The sequence below is a fragment of the Leuconostoc sp. XM4 genome, assembly GCF_055698815.1.
Genome location: NZ_CP134508.1, coordinates 21863 through 37372 on the forward strand (window position 1 = coordinate 21863; position 15510 = coordinate 37372).

The window sequence follows — 15510 nt, forward strand, 5'->3', positions numbered from 1 at the left end:
ACTTATTGAATCATTCTAGTGCGGCCATGACACTGGCTTACCTTGGTTTAGATCAAGCCAGCCGTGAGACTATGTTGAATCAAATTGATTTTGGTTAAACTCATTAGCTATAACTACAGTTATAGTTGTAGTTATAGCTAATGCTCATAAGTCAATAATTCGGAATATTTTTTATCTAGGGCTGAACTGATTAGGCAACTTTTATTTTTTGATTGGCAAGACTGATTCTTTCGTTGTTGAACCAATGAATATACTTGGACACATCTAAAATTAGATGTGCAATCGATGGAAACCGGAATTGATAAATCATTTCACGCTTTAATAGGGAGTGAAAACTTTCAATTTTGGCATTATCATATGGATGTCCTACTTTTGAATACGAATGATCAATTTTATGTCGCTTTAACAAATTTTCAAAGCCAAAACTAGTGAACTGACTGCCCATATCAGTATGTAAATAATTTGGTTTTTTATCAGTTGACAGCGATCTTTGTAGTGTTGTAACTACCAATTTGGTATCCATCGTGGCACTGATTTGATGGGCTAATATCTTACGCGTTTGTAACTCTAAAACTGACGCTAAATAGACCCACTGACCATTACTCAACTTTAAATAAGTGATGTCCATGCTCCAAGCGTTGGCTTCGGGTAAATGCCTGATTAAGTTGGGACGTTGACGATAATCAACAGTTGTCGTTGGTTTGTTAAATCGACGACTCATGACAGAGTATATGCCAGCTTCTCGCATTAAACGACGAACTCGGTTGGTTCCATGATGCAAATTCAGATCAGCTAATGCTAATCGCAGACGTGGCGCGCCATAAGCTTTATAGTTATTTTGCCAAATTTCACGCAACAAAGCTTTTAAGATCGTGTCTTCTCGTTGTCGTTGGCTCTCAGTATAGTGAACCCAATCAAAGTAGGTGCTTTTGGGTATTTTGAGTAGGCGAAGCACCATCATGAGTTTAAAATGCTGTTTTAGCAATGATTGGACAATAGGAAAATGGGTCTTACGTGTTACTTGCGATGTTCGCCCAGCAAAACGGCCGCAATTTTTAAAATTTCGTTTTCTTCTTTGAGTCTTGCGACTTCTTTCTGCATTGCATTAAATTGGGCGCGAGTCACTGGCTGTCCATTAACATCAGTCCCAATGATTTGGGCTTTTTTAACCCAACTAGTGACGGTTTGCATAGCCAAATGGGTATTCATTGGCTAGAGAATTAGCAGAACGGCCCTCGTTATGCAAGGCAACAATAGATGATTTAAATTCTGTTGAGTATCGCTTAGCTTTCATAATATAAAAAAACTCCTATACTTGATTATCTCGGATTATGCCCTAGAAATAAAGCGGTCCGGATTTTCAGTATACGAGCAGCCAGTGTTTCTTTTTTAGAAAGCATGGGATCCACTAAGAAGGTTTGATCACTATACTCTATTTTTACGGTGGCATTTCTAATTTGTTAAATTTTCATATTAAATTTTAATGTTCCTATCTATTTAACTCTAACTAACAGTTCAAGTGCCTTTTGATATTGCTCAGATCCTGTTTCTGCTTCTGAACAATTTCTAATATTTTCAGCAATAACTAACTTTATTGCCTTATCAAGACTTGCTCTGACAGCAGATAACTGTATGACGACCTCTTCACAAGGACGCTCTTCATCAATCATATTGACAATTCCATTTATTTGGCCTGCTGATCTCTTTAACCTATTTTGTATATTTTCATACTGATATGCTATTGTATTCATACCTGAACCTCATAAGTCAATTATTTTACAATGTTTTGTGGATACATCAACTGATACAGTGAAAACGCACCATCAAGATTTTTGACATTTCTGAATCCATTATTAATAAATATTCGTTCAGCTGTATAACTTCGTTGACCTGTAGCACACGATACAATGATACCAGTATCTTTTGGTATTTGATTAATACGGTCTCGTATTTTTTCTAACGGAATATTTATGAAACCATTAATTAATCCCATAGCTCTAATTTCCTGAGAAGATCGTACATCAATTAATAAGTAACCATCACGCCTGTAATTCTCTAATTCATTATATTGAATATTATGAGATCGACTATTAATAATATTTTCAGCCACATAACCGGAAATATGAACGGGATCTTTAGCTGCTCCGAAAGGAGGAGCATACGTTAATTCCAGTTCAGGTAAATCATCTACTTTCAGCCTAAATTTGATTGCCGTTGCAAGAAGATCAATACGCTTATCTACCCCTTCATTTCCAACAGCTTGGGCACCTATAATATCACCAGTATTTGTAAAAATAAGTTTCATCATAACTTGTGTTGCGCCAGGATAATAGCTTGCGTGATGATAAGAAAAAGTATGAGTCACATGATAATTTAAACCAAGTTGCTTTGCTTGTTTTTCATTAATACCTGTACTTGCAGCTGATTTAGAAAAAACCTTAACGATTGATGTGCCAATCTCAGGTTTATTTTTAATAGATAAACCGTGAATAGCATCAGCAACTTGTCGCCCATGTCTGTTTGCTGGTCCCGCTAATGGAATTAGTGTTTCCTGTTCAGTAATTTGATGAATAACACTGATAACGTCACCAATTGCATAAATGTTAGAGTCACTTGTTTTAAAATCATGATCCACAACAATGCCTTTATTGGGCCCAACTTTTAGGCCTGCAGCTATGGCTATATCAGAATTTGGTCGAATTCCTGCAGCAATAATAACAGCATCAGCTTGTATTGACATACCATTATCTAAATAAAGAATGTCTCTGCTCACCTTATTTATAGTAGTTCCCGTATTGATACGAACGTCATTTTTTATGAGCTCATTCGTAATCGACTGTGCCATCTCAATATCAAGATTTGGCAATATTTGGTTAGAACGTTCAATAAGATTGACTGAAAAACCTCTCTTAATCAAATTTTCAGTAACTTCTATACCAATAAATCCAGCACCAAGTACCGCAACCGTTTTAATACTCTCATCTAAATGGCTCATAATGTTATCTAAATCAGGGATATTACGTAATTGAAAAATGTTTGATTGAGTATGAAGCCCCTCAATCTTAGGTATTACAGGACTAGATCCTAAAGATAATATTAATTTATCATAATATAGCTTCTCTTGTTGGTCATCATGATTGACAGATATCATCTTATTATCTCTATCAATATGGGTCACTTCACTGTTAACACGTACATCTATATTAAACCTACTTCTTAAATCATCAGCGGTTTGCACAATTAATTGGGAGCGATGTTTAATCGTTTTGCTAATGTGGTAAGGTAACCCACAATTTGCAAAAGAAACGAAAGGGCCTTTTTCGAAGACTATAATTTCATCTTTTTCAGATAGCCTTCGCAGTCTAGTAGCAGCTGACATACCGGCTGCTACCCCCCCCACTATAATAATCCTCATGTTATACCTCTTAGATATACTTTTTTAAAGTATTTTCGATTTCATCTTTAGGATGAAATCCAACAATTTTATCAATGACTTGACCATTTTTCTTAATAATTAACGTGGGGATACCTTGAATGCCTAGTTGGCTGGCAACCTGTTTATTTTCATCGATATTTACTGAGGTAAACTTTATTTTACCGCCTAATTGATTTTCTTCTGATAAGTGTTGTAGTATAGGGTCCATCATCTTGCATGGCGGGCACCAATCAGCACGAAAATCGGTCAAAGTAACCCCTTCTTGTGTTTCATTTTCAAATGTACTATCAGTAATTTCTTTGATTGTTGCACTCATTTCTGCTTTCCTCCAAATATTCTAGGTTTCTATGATTAAGAAAGAAGGTAATATATACCCCCTAGGGTATATATTACCTTCTTTCTTAGTTTTTAGCAATCTCATCAACATGCTCAGAAGTCAATAAATTGGACTATTTTTATTCAGTTACTTAGGCAACATTTGAGATACGATTGCGATTATAAAAATTGATATACCAACCAATGGCTGCTTGGACTTGCGTTAATGTTTCGTATGCCTTCAAATACACCTCTTCACGTTTCAATATTGAATGAAATGCTTCCATACGGCCATTATCGTATGGATGTCCTTTGAGTGAATATGAATGTTTCAAGCCATAATTTTGACATTTAATATTAAATTCAGCACTCGTGTATGTGACCCCATATCTGAATGAATAATTAATGGCTTTCGATGCTTATCTAAAGCCATCTGTAAGGCACTTGTGGCTAGCTCGGCTGTCATTGTATCGCCAATTTTATAGCCCAATACTTTTCTCTTCTCAGGATCCAAAACGGTCGCTAAATAGACCCATCTGTGATTAGTCAACTGAATATAAGTGATATCTGTTTGCCAAACACCGCTCAAATCATGCAAGTGTCTAATCAAATTGGGCTTTTGATCAACAGTCACCACAGTTTTTGGCTTGCGATAACGTTTTTGCATGCGGGATTTAATCCCTAATTCACGCATCAATTTGAGTGTCATATACCCAGATACTTTCGGACCGTCGGTTTGTTGACTATAAGCAGCAATACGGCGATAACCATAAAATTTAAAGGTTTTCCAAACGTCTAAAATATAAGGTTTTAGAGATTCTCTACGCTTTTCTTGTCGACTGGGCTGCCAATGGCGCCAGTTGTAATAGGTACTAGGTTTGATTTTAAGTGCACTTAAAATACGCACAAGCGCGTAGCCTTGTGCTAAAAATTGGTTAACGAGCGGCAATACCACATTACGGACTATTTTTTGGCTAGTAAGATGGCCGCTCAATGCCTGTCAGGCTATGTGTGATAAAATTTCGTTTTCTTCCTCCAAAATAGCGAGGCGCTTCTCTAGTTGCTTGACGTCTTTTAAAGTCTTTGACTGACCCTTGATCATGATTGGGGTAGCTTGTTTAAGCCAAATAGCAATAGAATCTTTCGACGGACCAAATTCTTCTGCTAATGATTTAAGTGAACGGCCTTCTTGGTGAAGTTTAACCAATGAATCTTTGAAATCTTGTGAATAACGAATTGACATAAAAATACTCCTATACTTTCATTTTACGGACTGAATAAAAATAGTCCATTTTTTTAGTATAAGAGCAGTGGTATCTGGCCATTACTATCCGTGATATTACTACCCGACAATCTGAAAGTTATAGGAACAATTTTGGCAACGCTTTGGGCACTTTTTTTAACTGGTTGGCTAAGCGCTTGGGCGGGACGAGCACCAATAATTCCAGCTATTTTGCGCAACATATTCACAGGAGTGCTCACAATGGCCTTCACTTATTGGCTTGGAACCCTATTTAAGTAGCAAAATGAAATTTTATAACGCATAACCTGACAGAAACCAATCAGCCATCTGCTAATATAGCAACTTTTATAATTGTAATATCAAATCTTTTTGAACAGTGGTTTCATGATTATCGGAGCTACTATTGTTGAAACGATGACAGCAACAATAAACTCCGCTGAAGTATAATCATCAATAATATGTGATGATATACCTATTTGAATAATCACAAGGGCCATCTCACCTCTAGAAATCATGCCTGCCCCAATTGCACTTGAAACTCTGGTATCTAGACCAGAAATTTTTGCTCCCCATAACGAGCCAACAAATTTTGTGACAATAGCTAAAATACTAAAAATTATAATAGCTGTTATCTTATCTCCCAGTCCCTGGATTACGATTTCAAGACCGATGGACCCGAAAAATACAGGGTAAAAGAAAGAATTACCCATTTTCGTACTGATAACACCAATTTTATCAGAAAAATTATACTTCCTGAGTAGTATACCTAACGCAAAAGCGAGTAATGGTAAAATACTGTTTATCCCCAGTGCACCTCCACCTACTAAAACAGAAAATAAAGTCACCGCAAACAAAGCAATTATGTCATCTATTACAGCCGCCGAAAGTATGATTGCTCCTATTGCAGTGGCTAATTTTTTTTGTTCCGATAGTACAGCTAACGTTATAGAGATTGAAGTTGCAGAGAACACAACACCGGCAAATATGGAAGTCTGTATATTATATCCAAGCAATAAAAATGCAATCGGGAAAGTAATTAAGGGTAGTAGTACCCCCATAACTGCAATGAGTGACGATGCTTTAATGTATCTTTTCATTTCCTTTAAATCCGACTCTAGTCCCGAATTTAACATCAGTAAAAAAATACCTATCTCAGCTATCAAGTGGATTAAATTACTTGACTGTACTATATTAAATATGCTGGATCCTAAAATGATACCTGAAAATAGTTGCCCAACAACTTCAGAAAAACCAAACCAGGTGCCTACCTTTCCCAGAAAAATAGTAACTATGACTAAGAACATGATTAATAGATATTCCATTATTTCTCCTAATATTTAAAAAGCTCCAAAAAATGCTAGTTCCCCGACTAACAATTCTTGAAGCTTGCGCCCAACCGTTTAAATTAAATTAAGTTAAATATACCATAGTTTTATTATTCAAATCAAATTTCGCTATATATTATTGTCCTGATCCTACGATATAATTTTTAAAAAGACATTTTCTGTCTCTAATTAAAAAAATATGATTTTTTATTAGCAAAAAAGGAATATATAGAAATTGTTTAAACAAAGAACTTACACCAAAAAAAGCTGATGGTTAGTACAAAACTAATTTTTATATCATCATACTCCATCTCTTCTTAGGCAAATTTTTATTTTGATACAATTATGTTGAATATAATTTCACTATTACGATGTGCTCACTCAATCAAAACACTCTAAATTACGATAAAGTGATGTTATCTCAATTGAATTTGAAACTAAAGCTGGTTCCAATTATTTGTAAAAAAGAATCTCCTGGTAATTATTTCTGTAATTGTAATTTAATTGATAACGAATTTATCTTTTCGACGCAAAAACTCTAAAATCGTGTTTTTGAAATTTATTTAGTTGTTAAGTGATAGTTGATTTCTAGTAATTTTTGCATCTTTTTGGTTCATTCTAATATAAATAATATCACCAGCACGTAATACTAAGTCTCCTTTGGGAATCAGTACATTTTCAGATCTTCTGACCAGTGTAATCAAACTATTTGATTCCAGTTGTAAGTCTCTTATTTGTTGATCTTCTAGCATACCACCAGCAAGAACAGTGACTTCCATAGTTATCATGGAGGACGTCGCTAAATGCGCTGGTTTTCTTTTCAACAAACGTTCTAATAAAGATTCATATATTGGTGCACCATTTAATAGATCAACTACTAAGTAGGCTACTAAACTTACAAGTGCTAAAGGTAAAATGTGGGTCACACTCCCAACCATCTCAAAGATAAGAATAATTGCAGTAAATGGTGCCTTACCAATACATGCGAAATAACCTGCCATACCGATCACAATAAAGTTTAAAGCATAATTTGCACTCATGAGATGTAAATAGACAAATATATGAGCCATCAATGCGCCACTTAGTGCACCTAGAGTCAAAATAGGTAAAAATATTCCCCCTGGCAGACCGGAACCGTAACTAATCATTGAGAAAACAAATCGAATTAACAAAATTACGATGATCATTTTCATTGTCATAGGTGCTTCTTTCAGTGATAAAATTAAATTATTTCCCCCACCTAAAAGATTTGGCCATAAAATTCCAATCGGTATCACCAAGATAAACGGCACGATACCGTATAAATATTTAGGAACCCTAATTTTACTGTAACAATTTAAGCTGAATAGTAAAAATTTTTGATATAAAAAGCCAAATAAGCCTAATATAATACCAAATACCAACAATAAACCATATAACTGTACCGGGAAAACGCTTAAGTGTCCAATAGATAAAACTGGTGTTTGGCCAAACAAAACCGTAGAGACAAAATCCGAAACGCTTGCGCCTGTCAATGCACCAACCCAGACAAAGGGAGAAATACTGTGATAGACTTCCTCCAATACAAACATAACGCCGGCTAAAGGTGCATTAAATGCAGATGATAAACCTGCAGCGGCACCACTGGCTATAAGCCCTTTCGATTGATTATGACTAAGACGTTTATATGATGCCACACCCTGACCAATTGATGCACCCAGTTGAATTGAAGGACCTTCCCGCCCCAGCATTAAACCACTACCAATAGCCAAAATTCCTGATATAAATTTCCGCCACAATGTCGACCACCAGTTTATTTTTAGTTCACCCAATAATAGACCTTCAACCTGTGGAATGCCGGAACCGGATATATTAGGTTCTTTGTTTAACATCCATGAAACAATTAAAAAACAAATTAAATTAGCAGTTATCACTAAAAATATTAACGCTATATTGCCATGTGAAATATCGAGATACAGCGTTTGCACAAATTGAAGCAATTTTTCAATTGTCCAGCGGAAGACACTAACAACTATTCCTGTTAAAAAACCTATAAGTGTGCCATATAATACTACTGACAGCTTTGATGTATTGAGTCTAATTCTTTTTTTAAACATAAAATCAGTTTACAACAAAAAGGGGGTTGATTCCAAATACAGGAAAATTTAACGATTTTCTTTATATATTCTCATTCTTTGATTAAAACAGAATCAAGCGAATTCGTTTTGTGTATGTATTAACAAAACATCAAAGACATTTAAAACTGCGTGTTTCACATTCAAAGTATTTCGTTAAACGTGTATGTGTATAGCTACAATAAATAAAAAAATTCCTAAGACTAATGTCAATGCAAAATATACCATACTCCGTTTAAAACTATTAAACTGCTCTCCCTGTGTCATCATGGTGCTGAATGTCGTCAAGCCGCCAATAAAACCCGTTCCAATAATAATATGCCAGACGTTGCTGTTCATATTAACTGATAATACACCCATCAAAAAAGCACCAATAATATTAACATAAAAAACACCTGTGAAAAAATTTGTAATCCTTGGCATAAAACTTATAACTAGATATCGAATAACAGCACCTAGCCCAGCAGCTAAACAGAAATACAAATAAAAGTTAAAAAAATTCACTGATTTAATCTCCGATTTTTTCCTACATTTTTCCCAAAAACAACTGCAATGTAAGCCAGTATAAAACTAATTAATGTATAAATAATACTAATTAAAAAATTTTCTCTACCTAATTGATTAATTTGAAGTATAAATGTGCTGAATGTTGTAAAGCCACCCATGATACCCGTCCCTATAAAATTTTTTAAAATTAAAGAATAGTCATAGCTGTCAGGAATGACTGCTCCGATATAAGCAAGGAAGAATGATCCTAAAACATTGATGACTACTATAACCCAAGGACTACTCCCAATATGTGGAATTTCGGTAATTAGTAGCCTGAACAAGCTACCTAATGACCCACCAAAAAATACTACAAGACAACTAGTCAGCAGGGTACTATCTTTTAAATATTTCATGTTTTCTCCTAAACAATACTTGTTAACACTTTAAAAAGTATAAAAATCAAATATTTATATTTTATAGTGTCTCTTCAAAAGTAAAAATTACAGATGTGGAAAATAATTTACTGATATCATCATGTATCTAAAATGCACGTTATACCAACCTAAATTGGGATACTACATGAAAATAGAAAAGAGATAATTATGATCAGTTCAGTACAATTTGAAAACACAAAATGTTATTCAAACCTATCAAACAAAGACTGCATTGCAAGTAAGGAATTCGTTTTTTTTTAAAAATGATTCTTGCGGAAAATGGCTACAAAATAGATAACATTGAAAATAACTTAGCACCAAAAATTGCAAATATAACGCTTTCTGATGACAATACCGCCCTTAAGCAACGTATATACGTTGAGTCAACAATATCAAATAAGATTCCGAATTTCGTATACTTAATATATCAAGAACGCCATACACCCGATGAAGTATCGCTTAGTACGACCATTTCATTACTAACCCCATTTAGTATTAATGGATTATTAAACAACACACCTGAAAATTAGTTTAAAAATGCTAAATAAAAACAAGCAAAATGATCTATGAAATAGAAATAATTGGCAAAAACAGTGAAAGTGGTATAGTATAAATATAAACAAAAAGACCCATGTTAGGTACATGACCTTTTAAGTCACAAGCGTGCTTCAGCGTTGGTAGTTGTTATTTTGTTAATAAACTAAAATAGTCATTTCACGAAAACCCCTAGAACCGGCCAAAGTTAAGGGGTTTTTGTTTACCTATTTTTTAGACTTTTTAATTTCTTTTAGTAGTTCGACTACTTTCGTAGCTAAAACAACCAGAAATGTGATCAACACAATTACCGCGGTCTAACAGACCATTTGGTGTTATCCTTTCAGGTAGCCTTGAGTTTCAACAATAAGCATCACCCCCAACTATCAGATTCCACCACTCCTTAACTTGCTTGCAAATAAAATTATATCATAACCTAATCTTCACAAAAAAATATGACAGCTTTACAGTTATTAGTGCAATAAACTTTTAAGTATTTTGCGCTTTTTCAAAGTCATGCTATACTTGGCTTTATATACTGCAACTTAGTTATGCAATTTTAAAGAGGTATAAAATGACAGTTTATGGTTATGCACGGGTTTCAACAGCTGGACAATCTTTATATGAACAAAAAGAGACTTTGAAAAATGCCGGGGCTGAAATGATTTTCAGTGAAAAATATTCAGGTACAACTACATCACGACCACAGTTTAAAAAACTTGTCAATCTAATTGAACCTAATGACACATTGATCGTCACCAAGTTAGATCGCTTTGCTCGAAATACACGTGAAGCATTAAATTTAATTGATGATCTTCTGAAACAAAAAATTGTGATTAAAGTTCTAAACTTAGGAACAATTGACAATACCCCAATGGGTCGCATGATTGTAAGAACATTACTTTCGGTTGCGGAAATGGAACGCGACATGATTATCGAACGTACGCAGGCTGGTAAGATATTTGCAAGGCAACACAATCCCAACTATAAAGAAGGTAGACCCAAAAGAAAAAAAGATAGCCGAAACACAGCTATCTTTGAGTATTCTCAAACGCACACAATAAAATCTACAGCAGAAGCTTTCAATATTTCTGTTAGAACAGTACAATACATTAAAAAATTGTTTATTCAAGATTAGTTATATTAAATTAATGGCAGATGACAAAAATATACGTCTTCCAATTGATATGCATATATGATATCAGTTCAGTAACATGGACAAACGCTTATACCAGACTCACACTTTATTATAATCAACCAATTTTACCTAGATTTACAATGCTCGTATACTGAAAATCAGGACTGCTTTATTTCTAGGGCATAATCCGATGCTAATATACTAAAAAATGGACTATTTTTATTCAGTCCGTTATTCACAAGATGTCAAAGATTTCTTGGTTAAACTTCACCAAGAAGGCCGTTCACTTAAATCACTAGCAGAAGGATTCGGACCGTCGAACGATTCTATGGATATTTGGGTTAAACAAGCTACTCCAATCTTGATCAAGGGTCAGTCAAAGACTTTAAAATACGTCAAGGAACTAGAGAAGCGCCTCACTATTTTGGAGGAAGAAAACGAAATTTTATCACGCATAGCCTGACAGGCAGCGAGCGGATATTTGACTAGTCAAAAAATAGTTCGTAATGTGGGATTGCCGCTAGTTAATCAATTTTTAGCACAAGGCTACGCGCTTGTGCGTATTTTAAGTCCACTTAAAATCAGACCTAGTACCTATTACAACTGGCACCATTGGCAGTTCAGTCGACAAGAAAAGCGTAGAGAATGCCTAAAACCTTATATTTTGGACGTTTGGAAAACCTTTAAATTTTATGGCTATCGTCGTATTGCTACTTATAGTCAACTAACCAATGACTGCCCGAAAATATCTGAGTATATGACACTCAAATTGATGCGTGAATTAAGGATTAGATCAAGCATGCAAAACGTTATCGCAAACACAAAACCGTTGTGACGGTTTCTCAAAAAACTAATCTGATTAGGCACTAGCATGATTTGAGCGGTATTTGGCAAACAGATATCACTTATATTCAGTTGACTAATCACAGATGGGCCTATTTAGCAACCGTTTTGGATCCTGAGAAGAGAAAAGTATTAGGCTATAAAATTGGCAATACAAGGACAGCCGAACTAGCTACAAGTGCCTTACAGATGGCGTTAGATAATCATCAAAAGCCACTAATAGTTCATTCGGATATGGGGTCACAATACACGAGTGCTGAATTTAATACCAAGGGTCAAAATTATGGCTTGAAACATTCATATTCACTCAAAGGACATCCATACGATAATGACTGTATGGAAGCGTTTCATTCAATATTGAAGCGTGAAGAAGTTTATTTGAAGGCATACCAAACATTAACTGAGGTCCAAGCAGCCATTGGTTGGTATATCAATTTTTATAATCGCAGTCGTATCTCAAATGTCGCCTAATTAACTGAATAAAAATGGTCCAATTTATTGACTTCTAAGCAATAGACTGGGCTACTAGAAATATCTATTTGAGAGGAGCTAACACAGAATTTTAGAATAATCATAATTACCTAAATGAGATTGTTTAACATAAAGTAATTAAAAAAATAAACTCATAATGAAAAACTAACATATTCATTATAAGTTTATTTAGCATAAATCCTATTTTATAAGATACCTCACCGGTCTATCCCACGTATCCTTTGAAAATTTATGGATTGATTGAGGAGGCAACACTAGCGAAACCGTTATACCATTATACTCTGCCAACGTTGCGTCAAAGAAACCTGCACCGTAACCTATCCGATAATTATCTTCGCTAAAGGCTACACCGGGAACCACCATTAGATCTATTCCCTTCAAATTTTGTGCTTGATTTTCATCTTGTGTTGGTTCTAGAATTCCGAATTTTGATTTACTCATTAAACTTTCTATATAGTCAAACCATAATAATTTTCCACTACTCACCCTAGGTACTACTACTTTCTTATGGCTTCTCAATGCCTCCTGAATAATGACATCAGTACTCAATTCGTGTTCCATACTTATAGTTACAGCCACTGAATTAGAGTTATTCCAATATGCCTTAGAAAACAGAATTGCCTGTAATCGCTCTTCTTCAGTAATCTTGCTATGGTAATCATATAATTTTAGTTTATCCAAGGTCATTTTTCTTATTTCTTTTTTACTAAGCACTGCTACAAATCTCCTCCAAATTATCTTCAAACTAATCCGATAAAATCTTACTAATTATCTCTTTTAATTCTGGCACAACCTCTTGTTCAAACCACGGATTTTTTTTAATCCATATATTATTTCTTGGTGAAGGATGAACTATCGGAAAATAAAGAGGCAAGTAATTTTTGTAGTTCTTTATTACATCGGTTATCTTGCTTTGATAACCAAGATTCAGATAATATTTCTGAGCATATGATCCCACCAATATAATTAACTGAACATCGGGCATAAGCTCCAATAATTTTGGGTGCCATTTGTTAGCTACTCCTCGTCTGGGCGGTAAGTCACCCCATTTTCCTTTTCCTGGATAGTAAAAGTCCATGGGAATTACGCCAATTTTTCCTGAATTATAAAAGGTATCTTTACCAACCCCGATCCACTCTCTTAATCGATCTCCCGATGCATCATCCCACATTATACCCGAGTTTTGAACTCGTAATCCCGGTGCTTGACCAATAATGACTAATTTTGCTTTTTCCGATACGTGAAATATTGGCCTTAATCCTTTTTTAGTAAACTCCATATTCATTTGATCTGCTGCTATATCATCAATAATACTCATATTCCCCCTCCTAACCAATGTATAATAATTATTATAAGCTACTTTATCAAACTTATATTGATTTATTAGTTCACAACTAAACTATAAAAGTCTACCAAGAGTCGTGCAACTTCTTTCTGCATCGCATTAAATTCGGCACGAGTCACTGGCTTACCACTCACATCAGTCATAACGATCTGAGCCTTTTTGACCCAACCCGTGACGGTTTTACAGCCAAATGACATTCATTGGCTAGGGAATTAGCAGAATGGCCCTCATTGTGCAAGGCAACAATTGGTGATTTAAATTCAGTTGAGTATCGCTTAGCTTTCATAATAAAAAACTCCTATACTTGATTATCTCGGATTATGCCCTAGAAATAAAGCAGTCCGGATTTTCAGTATACGAGCACTTCTTACTTCACGAGAATAAGCAAACGTATCCGTCTCTAATGCAGAAAACGATTATACCGAAAAAGATCGAATCCTTGAAAAAGAGGCTAATAATATGGCTAGCATATTATTAGCAAATAAAAAATCCACTCAATTATTACTAGATGATAGAAAACCTTTTAATTATTTGCGCAACTCTTTCGGAATTAGTAATCAAGCTATGTGCATCCGCTTATTTAACCTATTCTATTTTCAAACAGCTAAACAGGTCTTTGAAGAAGAAAAACAAGTTAAGAATATTTTTATCTTCTCACAATAAACAATTGCCAACTATATTTATAAAAATTATCAATTAAATATCAAATAAAATCTGCCACCAAACACGGAAACCGCGCGACAGCCAACCGCCACCACAACAGTTAAGATCGCCCGTGGTTATTATTATGATTGTGACTTTTTTTATTGTCTTTAAATCTAAATCAATAGAGAAAACTAAAAGAAGTTGTTGACACAGGAAGTTACAAATGCTTGATTGAGAGTGAGGGAAGTTTTGAGCTGAAGATAGTTTTCCCCTTGTTTTGGGAAGAAGAAAACTTTACTGTTAACAAACACTTGACCGATCGTTCAGTCGTCCGTCACCTTATCCATACAAGCCTTGGTTTTACCCGCCTGCTTTAATTAACTACTTTATTCATTAAACCAATAAAAAAACGCCCTTATTGGCGCTGTATCACTATATTTATTATCTTTTTCGCGTTATACAGCTTAAATACAAGCCCTGTGTCCGTAGACACCGTTTTACCTGCCGAGCCGTTTGTGGCCGCTCTCACCCTACTACACGCCCAGTATGGATTGTTTGTGTAGCACCCACATATTTTTGTACAGTAGTGTCTGGGAAAATGGCACTTGTCTATTTTTTCGTATACCATATACAGCGATTTGGATCTTCCGAGTCACACTAGGTAACTACCCCCTACACGTCATATATGCCATACCCCTTAAAGTGTTTGGCTTCACTCTTTTTGAAATCACCCACATTTACAACACAAAGGTTATGTTATATAATATAGATACACATTCTCGTACATATAAGAATCATGTAGCTATCAAGGATTGCCGTCCTTGGTGGCTTTTCTTTTTGTAATAAATTAATTATCTCAATTTATGTTTATGCACATAATATAACGTAATAGCTACCGCTATGTCAATAATTTTATAAAGTTATTGTGATATGTATATATTTATAAAGTTATATTATTATAAATTTATACTTTTATATTTTGCTACTTTTATATTTTTATGATAGTATAAATTTATAAATTAAAAAAAGTGTTTACGTATCAGTTATTAGCATGTATTGAGTATAAAAATATATTTTTATAAAAATATACTTTTATACTTTTATACTTTTATAAATACATAATTTTATAATTTTATAATTTTATAAAGGAGTTAAGA

General features: G+C 34.5%; 19 protein-coding genes and 1 pseudogene. 6 read left to right on the forward strand and 14 right to left on the reverse strand.

The window, feature by feature from the left end; all coding sequences use genetic code 11:
• Positions 1 to 190: 190 nt before the first annotated feature.
• From RHP64_RS10455 to RHP64_RS10490, 8 genes and pseudogenes are all read right to left on the reverse strand, one after another.
• Positions 191 to 1018 (reverse strand): annotated as a pseudogene (locus RHP64_RS10455) (IS3 family transposase); the annotation flags it as partial.
• Positions 1018 to 1197, reverse strand: coding sequence for a transposase (locus RHP64_RS10460; protein ID WP_223825257.1), 180 nt, complete (start codon positions 1195 to 1197; stop codon positions 1018 to 1020). The pseudogene RHP64_RS10455 and the gene RHP64_RS10460, both read right to left, overlap by 1 nt.
• A 296-nt stretch (positions 1198 to 1493) precedes the next feature.
• On the reverse strand, positions 1494 to 1751 hold the full coding sequence (locus RHP64_RS10465) for a metal-sensitive transcriptional regulator (protein ID WP_010276712.1): 258 nt from the start codon (positions 1749 to 1751) through the stop codon (positions 1494 to 1496).
• A gap of 20 nt (positions 1752 to 1771) precedes the next feature.
• The gene (locus RHP64_RS10470; protein ID WP_011666815.1) at positions 1772 to 3415 is read right to left on the reverse strand and encodes an FAD-dependent oxidoreductase; all 1644 of its coding nucleotides are present in this window, start codon (positions 3413 to 3415) and stop codon (positions 1772 to 1774) included.
• 10 nt (positions 3416 to 3425) lie between these two features.
• Positions 3426 to 3752 (reverse strand): thioredoxin, encoded by a 327-nt coding sequence (gene trxA / locus RHP64_RS10475; RefSeq protein WP_010276702.1) that lies wholly within the window; start codon positions 3750 to 3752, stop codon positions 3426 to 3428.
• Positions 3753 to 3903: 151 nt separating this feature from the next.
• Complete coding sequence (locus RHP64_RS10480; protein WP_223824565.1) at positions 3904 to 4038, reverse strand: IS3 family transposase; 135 nt, start codon at positions 4036 to 4038, stop codon at positions 3904 to 3906.
• A gap of 44 nt (positions 4039 to 4082) precedes the next feature.
• Positions 4083 to 4706, reverse strand: a complete 624-nt coding sequence (locus tag RHP64_RS10485; RefSeq protein WP_160212135.1) for a DDE-type integrase/transposase/recombinase — start codon at positions 4704 to 4706, stop codon at positions 4083 to 4085.
• Between the two features lie 45 nt (positions 4707 to 4751).
• Positions 4752 to 4994, reverse strand: coding sequence for a transposase (locus RHP64_RS10490; protein WP_011666812.1), 243 nt, complete (start codon positions 4992 to 4994; stop codon positions 4752 to 4754).
• A gap of 90 nt (positions 4995 to 5084) precedes the next feature.
• On the opposite strand from RHP64_RS10490, the gene RHP64_RS10495 reads away from it, so the two are divergent.
• Positions 5085 to 5273: a VIT1/CCC1 transporter family protein gene (locus RHP64_RS10495; protein ID WP_232684057.1), complete on the forward strand. Its 189-nt coding sequence runs from the start codon at positions 5085 to 5087 to the stop codon at positions 5271 to 5273.
• A gap of 80 nt (positions 5274 to 5353) precedes the next feature.
• Here RHP64_RS10495 and RHP64_RS10500 read toward each other — a convergent pair whose 3' ends face one another.
• The 4 genes from RHP64_RS10500 to RHP64_RS10515 all read right to left on the reverse strand — a co-directional run bounded on the left by RHP64_RS10500 (position 5354) and on the right by RHP64_RS10515 (position 9335).
• Positions 5354 to 6316: a cation:proton antiporter gene (locus RHP64_RS10500; RefSeq protein ID WP_010277818.1), complete on the reverse strand. Its 963-nt coding sequence runs from the start codon at positions 6314 to 6316 to the stop codon at positions 5354 to 5356.
• 566 nt (positions 6317 to 6882) lie between these two features.
• On the reverse strand, positions 6883 to 8415 hold the full coding sequence (locus tag RHP64_RS10505) for a ClC family H(+)/Cl(-) exchange transporter (protein ID WP_105299923.1): 1533 nt from the start codon (positions 8413 to 8415) through the stop codon (positions 6883 to 6885).
• A 174-nt stretch (positions 8416 to 8589) separates the two neighbouring features.
• Positions 8590 to 8937 (reverse strand): FluC/FEX family fluoride channel, encoded by a 348-nt coding sequence (locus tag RHP64_RS10510; RefSeq protein WP_013102144.1) that lies wholly within the window; start codon positions 8935 to 8937, stop codon positions 8590 to 8592.
• Positions 8934 to 9335: a fluoride efflux transporter FluC gene (locus RHP64_RS10515; protein WP_010277807.1), complete on the reverse strand. Its 402-nt coding sequence runs from the start codon at positions 9333 to 9335 to the stop codon at positions 8934 to 8936. The genes RHP64_RS10510 and RHP64_RS10515 overlap by 4 nt, the downstream gene beginning before the upstream one ends.
• Before the next feature lie 1129 nt (positions 9336 to 10464).
• On the opposite strand from RHP64_RS10515, the gene RHP64_RS10520 reads away from it, so the two are divergent.
• The 4 genes from RHP64_RS10520 to RHP64_RS10535 all read left to right on the forward strand — a co-directional run bounded on the left by RHP64_RS10520 (position 10465) and on the right by RHP64_RS10535 (position 12342).
• On the forward strand, positions 10465 to 11028 hold the full coding sequence (locus RHP64_RS10520) for a recombinase family protein (RefSeq protein WP_010277799.1): 564 nt from the start codon (positions 10465 to 10467) through the stop codon (positions 11026 to 11028).
• A gap of 208 nt (positions 11029 to 11236) precedes the next feature.
• A complete protein-coding gene (locus RHP64_RS10525) occupies positions 11237 to 11491 on the forward strand; it encodes a transposase (RefSeq protein WP_010277795.1) in 255 nt (84 codons plus the stop codon).
• Between the two features lie 18 nt (positions 11492 to 11509).
• Positions 11510 to 11863, forward strand: a complete 354-nt coding sequence (locus RHP64_RS10530) for a hypothetical protein (RefSeq protein WP_128684604.1) — start codon at positions 11510 to 11512, stop codon at positions 11861 to 11863.
• A gap of 41 nt (positions 11864 to 11904) precedes the next feature.
• Complete coding sequence (locus tag RHP64_RS10535; RefSeq protein WP_010277789.1) at positions 11905 to 12342, forward strand: IS3 family transposase; 438 nt, start codon at positions 11905 to 11907, stop codon at positions 12340 to 12342.
• A gap of 201 nt (positions 12343 to 12543) precedes the next feature.
• Here RHP64_RS10535 and RHP64_RS10540 read toward each other — a convergent pair whose 3' ends face one another.
• Entirely contained in the window at positions 12544 to 13077 is a 534-nt protein-coding gene (locus RHP64_RS10540) for a 5-formyltetrahydrofolate cyclo-ligase (RefSeq protein ID WP_010277786.1), read from the reverse strand.
• 31 nt (positions 13078 to 13108) lie between these two features.
• On the reverse strand, positions 13109 to 13681 hold the full coding sequence (locus tag RHP64_RS10545) for a uracil-DNA glycosylase family protein (RefSeq protein ID WP_010277783.1): 573 nt from the start codon (positions 13679 to 13681) through the stop codon (positions 13109 to 13111).
• A gap of 486 nt (positions 13682 to 14167) precedes the next feature.
• On the opposite strand from RHP64_RS10545, the gene RHP64_RS10550 reads away from it, so the two are divergent.
• Positions 14168 to 14371, forward strand: coding sequence for a hypothetical protein (locus RHP64_RS10550; protein WP_010277777.1), 204 nt, complete (start codon positions 14168 to 14170; stop codon positions 14369 to 14371).
• The last annotated feature ends 1139 nt before the right edge of the window (positions 14372 to 15510 follow it).

Excerpts from the sequence above, each read along its gene's own strand:
- RHP64_RS10465 (WP_010276712.1), bottom strand. The coding sequence starts at position 1,751 with ATGAATACAATAGCATATCAGTATGAAAATATACAAAATAGGTTAAAG.
- RHP64_RS10470 (WP_011666815.1), bottom strand. The coding sequence starts at position 3,415 with ATGAGGATTATTATAGTGGGGGGGGTAGCAGCCGGTATGTCAGCTGCT.
- trxA (WP_010276702.1), bottom strand. The coding sequence starts at position 3,752 with ATGAGTGCAACAATCAAAGAAATTACTGATAGTACATTTGAAAATGAA.
- RHP64_RS10480 (WP_223824565.1), bottom strand. The coding sequence starts at position 4,038 with ATGGAAGCATTTCATTCAATATTGAAACGTGAAGAGGTGTATTTGAAG.
- RHP64_RS10490 (WP_011666812.1), bottom strand. The coding sequence starts at position 4,994 with ATGTCAATTCGTTATTCACAAGATTTCAAAGATTCATTGGTTAAACTT.
- RHP64_RS10500 (WP_010277818.1), bottom strand. The coding sequence starts at position 6,316 with ATGGAATATCTATTAATCATGTTCTTAGTCATAGTTACTATTTTTCTG.
- RHP64_RS10505 (WP_105299923.1), bottom strand. The coding sequence starts at position 8,415 with ATGTTTAAAAAAAGAATTAGACTCAATACATCAAAGCTGTCAGTAGTA.
- RHP64_RS10515 (WP_010277807.1), bottom strand. The coding sequence starts at position 9,335 with ATGAAATATTTAAAAGATAGTACCCTGCTGACTAGTTGTCTTGTAGTA.
- RHP64_RS10520 (WP_010277799.1), top strand. The coding sequence starts at position 10,465 with ATGACAGTTTATGGTTATGCACGGGTTTCAACAGCTGGACAATCTTTA.
- RHP64_RS10525 (WP_010277795.1), top strand. The coding sequence starts at position 11,237 with ATGGACTATTTTTATTCAGTCCGTTATTCACAAGATGTCAAAGATTTC.
- RHP64_RS10545 (WP_010277783.1), bottom strand. The coding sequence starts at position 13,681 with ATGAGTATTATTGATGATATAGCAGCAGATCAAATGAATATGGAGTTT.
- RHP64_RS10550 (WP_010277777.1), top strand. The coding sequence starts at position 14,168 with ATGGCTAGCATATTATTAGCAAATAAAAAATCCACTCAATTATTACTA.